The sequence below is a fragment of the Acetobacterium bakii genome (assembly GCF_001263355.1).
GTDB lineage: Bacteria > Bacillota > Clostridia > Eubacteriales > Eubacteriaceae > Acetobacterium > Acetobacterium bakii.
On record NZ_LGYO01000073.1, the window covers coordinates 1 to 4,518 of the forward strand.

General features: G+C 35.9%; 6 protein-coding genes. 2 read left to right on the plus strand and 4 right to left on the minus strand.

Annotation, left to right across the window (positions count from 1 at the left end; translation table 11 throughout):
* Positions 1-560 precede the first annotated feature (560 nt).
* The 4 genes from AKG39_RS18740 to AKG39_RS18755 all read right to left on the minus strand — a co-directional run bounded on the left by AKG39_RS18740 (position 561) and on the right by AKG39_RS18755 (position 2,866).
* The gene (locus AKG39_RS18740; RefSeq protein ID WP_050741937.1) at positions 561-1,013 is read right to left on the minus strand and encodes a GNAT family N-acetyltransferase; all 453 of its coding nucleotides are present in this window, start codon (positions 1,011-1,013) and stop codon (positions 561-563) included.
* A gap of 233 nt (positions 1,014-1,246) precedes the next feature.
* Positions 1,247-1,984: a hypothetical protein gene (locus AKG39_RS18745; RefSeq protein WP_050741938.1), complete on the minus strand. Its 738-nt coding sequence runs from the start codon at positions 1,982-1,984 to the stop codon at positions 1,247-1,249.
* The gene (locus AKG39_RS18750; protein WP_050741939.1) at positions 1,947-2,501 is read right to left on the minus strand and encodes a M56 family metallopeptidase; all 555 of its coding nucleotides are present in this window, start codon (positions 2,499-2,501) and stop codon (positions 1,947-1,949) included. The genes AKG39_RS18745 and AKG39_RS18750 overlap by 38 nt, the downstream gene beginning before the upstream one ends.
* Before the next feature lie 2 nt (positions 2,502-2,503).
* Positions 2,504-2,866, minus strand: a complete 363-nt coding sequence (locus AKG39_RS18755) for a BlaI/MecI/CopY family transcriptional regulator (protein ID WP_050741940.1) — start codon at positions 2,864-2,866, stop codon at positions 2,504-2,506.
* Between the two features lie 243 nt (positions 2,867-3,109).
* Between AKG39_RS18755 and AKG39_RS18760 the strand changes: the two genes are divergently transcribed.
* Together AKG39_RS18760 and AKG39_RS18765 are read left to right on the plus strand one after the other, a co-directional pair.
* Positions 3,110-3,436: a PadR family transcriptional regulator gene (locus tag AKG39_RS18760; RefSeq protein WP_050741941.1), complete on the plus strand. Its 327-nt coding sequence runs from the start codon at positions 3,110-3,112 to the stop codon at positions 3,434-3,436.
* Positions 3,433-4,278: a permease prefix domain 1-containing protein gene (locus AKG39_RS18765; RefSeq protein ID WP_050741942.1), complete on the plus strand. Its 846-nt coding sequence runs from the start codon at positions 3,433-3,435 to the stop codon at positions 4,276-4,278. Before AKG39_RS18760 ends, AKG39_RS18765 begins: the two co-directional genes overlap by 4 nt.
* Positions 4,279-4,518 lie beyond the last annotated feature (240 nt).

Genomic DNA, 4,518 nt, shown 5'->3' on the forward strand with positions numbered 1-4,518 from the left:
TAGCAGCGACGGAGTTGCACGTCTTCATTTAACGGCAGTCATGCTACGAGTCATTTAGACGAATGCAGTGCAAAGTTTACTTGGGTTTTCATATCTTCTTTATTTTTTTAGTCAGGAGCCATCTGGCGACTGAGTTATAGCTGAATATTCCAATCATATAGTGGTTCATCCTTATAACTGAGTAAATTTCATGTTCAACAGGCGCTAAATCCTGTAATTGTCACGTTTTTAATACGTGTGATTTAGTGAATAACTCATAATAGCGGAAGAGCCCATATAGTAGACCCTTTCCAGTGATTTAGAGCATCTTATCTGAAAAACGAGTAGCGATGTTTCCAGATGAGGGTTCGACAATTTTGAGCCAGATAACCCGTTTATAAAGTTGCGACACAATATATGAATGATGCGAAATAACTCACTACTCATTATGCTCAGTACAGAAAGTTGAAAAATAGTTCTATTCGTAGTATCTGTCGAGGGTGAATAATAAAAAACTATTCGTTACGTCGCATTCTTACGATAATGTGTTTCTGCGCCTTTGAGTAAGAATGTTGACTAAGTTAGAGAGCCTTACTCAAATAAATCATATCCACTAATTGAATACCGTTATCAAATATTGGGTGGTCATAATTGTCTATGAAAAAGTCCTTAACCCTATGCGAAATCCTAAAACCGTTTTTTTTCGTAAAATCGTAATATCGTAATATCCATGGGCTGTCACCTGTTCCCACAATCATAGTCGTGTATTTGCCTTTGTAATGTGAAAAAATGTGATGCAAAAGTTTGCTGCCATACCCATTACCATGCCATTTTTCATAAGTGGCTATGTTTTTTAGCTCACATACATTATCACTTTCCCATGTAACTACGCACACGCTTTTCAAGTCGGTATCATATAAGGCAAAAAGATCCCCTCGCTCTAAATATTTGTCTATCATGGATTCTTGTTCATCAGCTAATAAGAGTAAATTCAGGAACTGTGTTTTGTTTTCGCAAATACTTTTTATCTCCAAAATGCACCATCCAATCTTTTGCCTTTAATAATCGCATCATTCATTTATATACATAGGACTTGGTACTCATTATCCCAATACTGTGAAAAGCATATTGCTTTCACCATCTTGCGCTACTACGAGCTGTTTCCCGTGATATAAATAATCGTTAGTTCGTAGTTATCTACTAATCTGTCGTAACTCATAGAAATATTATACCATTATACACTTATAATTTAGTTATTCTGACGCCTTCAAGGTTGAAGAGCAAAACTTTCTTCCTGACCATTCCACATAATGGTAATTGTAACCTCCTGAGAAGGATTAGAAAACCCTCCACTACCGCCACCGCCCCCTAAATTAACAATCCCTTCGTCATTTAGCCTCAATCCGGATCCTTCCCCACCGCTACCAGCGCGATCATATTTATATTTGATGTTTCCAACATTTTCCGGATCATCACCAAGATATGCTAACTGAGAAGTCTCCCAACCATAGGTGTCCATATGCAATCTTCCACTCTTATCTTTTATCGGATTATTATAGTATTTTAACGTATAGGTTCCGCGCCAGTGTTCACTCGCACCATTTTGAACAACTGTTTTGCCATCATTTAGATACCGAAAAACTGTATCTGAAATGATGGTTGTCAACTTACCATATTCGCTGTACACATGGGAATCCAGAATGTCTCCATTTCCAAACGGTGCCTCCAAAATAATGGACGCATTTTTCGAATCATATGTCGTGATACTCCCATCGAATTCAATTCTATCAGATGCATAAAATGGCCAAAAGCTAAGTTTATCATTTGTTATATTTAAATTGTCAAAAATATAAATATATAAGGTACCATCATAGTCTTTGAACCGGAAGATTCCCGGTTCAATACCGTCAATTGCATAGTCAGAAGGGTTTTTGCAGCTGTCTTTCGCCAAAGCCAGATCATGTGCTTCAAAGGTATCGACAATCTCGTTTTCCGTTAACCACACACAAATAAATTCTGGGTTTGATAAGCCCCAAGACAAAGGGAGTCACGACTTTGTCGGAAATGAAGAGATTGTCTTTTTCAATTGTTGTACCATTCAGACGATGCTTCATTCTGATATAGGAGATAACACCGTAAATCAGAAGGGCGGACATACCGATGATCCAAATAAAGAAGCCGATAAAGATCAGAGGCTGTAAGGGATTAATACTTGCCACGACTTCAGGTGTCGGCAGTGCGTTGTTTATGGGCACATCAATAGCAGCAATGCCGGTAATGACTTGTGGCGCTTCGGTAGATGAAAGATCAGCAGGGATCGGATTTGAATTTACCGGCAGGAGACTTAACACACTATCAAAGGAAAAGGGGGTTAACAGTCTTATTAATACCACTGACCATAGTAGGTAAGTATATCGCTTTGGTGCTTTCTTTAGAAGTAATCTGGCCATGAGAACGGAAAGAATCACAATGCTCCCGATATAGCTCATGTTAAGAACTTCGATAAATATTTCTTCCAACATTTTTAGTCCTCCCTGTATTCATCAATCAGTTGCTGGATCTCCTGGACTTCTTTCTCATTTAACTTCCCGCGACGCACAAATGCGGTTATAAATCTCGGCAACGATCCGTCAAAAGTTTCTTCGAGAAACTCCTCGCCCTTTTCAGATAAAAAATCTTCTTTTGATAATATTATCTTAACGATGCCATTGTCAGTCACAAACAGTTCCCGGTCACAGAGGCGTTTAAGCATGGTATATGTCGTCGTTCGTTTCCAGTCAAATGATTCCGAACACCATATTATTAAGTCACGTGTGGAGACCGGTGCATTTTCCCAAATGAGATTGGCAAACCTTTGTTCCATGTCACCAAGTTTATATTTTTTCATAAAAACCTCCCTGTCTAATGATATTAGACATTTTAACTCTAACATCTTTAGACACATAAGTCAAAGAATGTTAGAGCTATTTACTTTAGGGAAGCGTTGTTTTTGAATCAAACCATTCAAAAATACAGGAAAATATAAAATTGATTACAGATTTTGGGAGATTTACGCTTTGACGTAGAATGATTGACAAAGAATATATGCTATGGTAGCCTATGCATAGAAAGTCTATGTATGAGGTGAGTAATGATTCAAAATCAAGAATTATTAAAAGGAAGTTCCAGTATATTAATATTGAAAATGCTTGAAAAGGAGCCAATGTATGGTTATCAAATGATAAAAACCATTGAAGAGAGATCAAACTGTGCTTTTCAATGGAAAGAAGGTAGTTTATATCCAATTCTTTATAGCATGGAAAAAAAAGGCCTTATAAAATCCTATTGGAAAGAAGAAATTCGGAAAAGAAAATATTATGAGATTACTTCAATGGGAATGAAGGAAGTAAAAAAACTGGAAAATGACTGGCAATTATTTAGTCAGTCCATGAAAGTACTTCTTGGAGGTGCTCTATGAAAGATTTAAGTGATTCTTTCATAGAAAAGGTATTAAGTGCCGTACTGGATACTAGTCGACATCAAGATATAAGAGATGAATTATCCGATCATATCCAGTTATCGCTTGAAGAAGAAATGAAAAAGAATTTAACGGAAGAAGACGCTATTAAGAAGGTCTTATTCTTAATGGGAGAACCAGGAGACTTAGGAAAAAAGTTAAATTCGGTGTGCAAGGTTGATAAAAGACCTTTGATTTTAATGGACTTTGTAATTATTATGAGCAGCATAATAATATATGCTATATTTCAACTGATTGTACCAAAACCAAGTGCGTATGCATTATTGTTATTAGCAATATCAACAAACTTACTCTATCTAGTGGTGAATGTGAAATTCATGATATATTTGGATAAAATCGAAAAAGAGTTGATTTTTTTTGCAGAGAATAAATCAACATATATTGAAAAGTTAACCATTAAAATATTCATTGGGATAGGAATTGCGTTTATTATATTAATAGCTGGCATATTGTTTATGGGAAAGATTGCGGTAGGTAATAGCAATTATATAATAATGATTAATGTGAATTTTTATTTGGGCTATTTATTCATGGGCATTACTCATTTTAAGTATCCTAAAATCGTTTTGTCAGAAAGGGGCTTATATTTAATGATGGATATGCCAAGATTTATTCCATGGCAAGAAATAGAAACGTTTGAATGGGAGAAAAAATGGTGGGAATACAGACTTATCTATAAAAGAATGGGATCATTAAAAAAGGTTAACATTCAGTTTACTCCAGTTGAAAGAATATTGATCGATAATATAATAAAAGGACGGTATAACAAATTTAGTAGTTGATCCGCAGCTATTTGGGGTTGTCATGATGTAATCATCCTAGGAATTATAAGAGTAGGAAAGAGGTTTGAAAGAAAAATTGATAAAGGAAAGCAAAAACAAAAAAAAGACATTGACAGCCGGCATATAGAAGCGTATACTAAGGAAGTTGTCTCAAGTGAGGCAGCGAAAGCAAACCGATTCACCCACAATAAACTTTCAGAAACAGCTTGACAACGTGGGCAAATGACGATACAATATACA

Excerpts from the sequence above, each read along its gene's own strand:
- AKG39_RS18750 (WP_050741939.1), bottom strand. The coding sequence starts at position 2,501 with ATGTTGGAAGAAATATTTATCGAAGTTCTTAACATGAGCTATATCGGG.
- AKG39_RS18755 (WP_050741940.1), bottom strand. The coding sequence starts at position 2,866 with ATGAAAAAATATAAACTTGGTGACATGGAACAAAGGTTTGCCAATCTC.
- AKG39_RS18760 (WP_050741941.1), top strand. The coding sequence starts at position 3,110 with ATGATTCAAAATCAAGAATTATTAAAAGGAAGTTCCAGTATATTAATA.
- AKG39_RS18765 (WP_050741942.1), top strand. The coding sequence starts at position 3,433 with ATGAAAGATTTAAGTGATTCTTTCATAGAAAAGGTATTAAGTGCCGTA.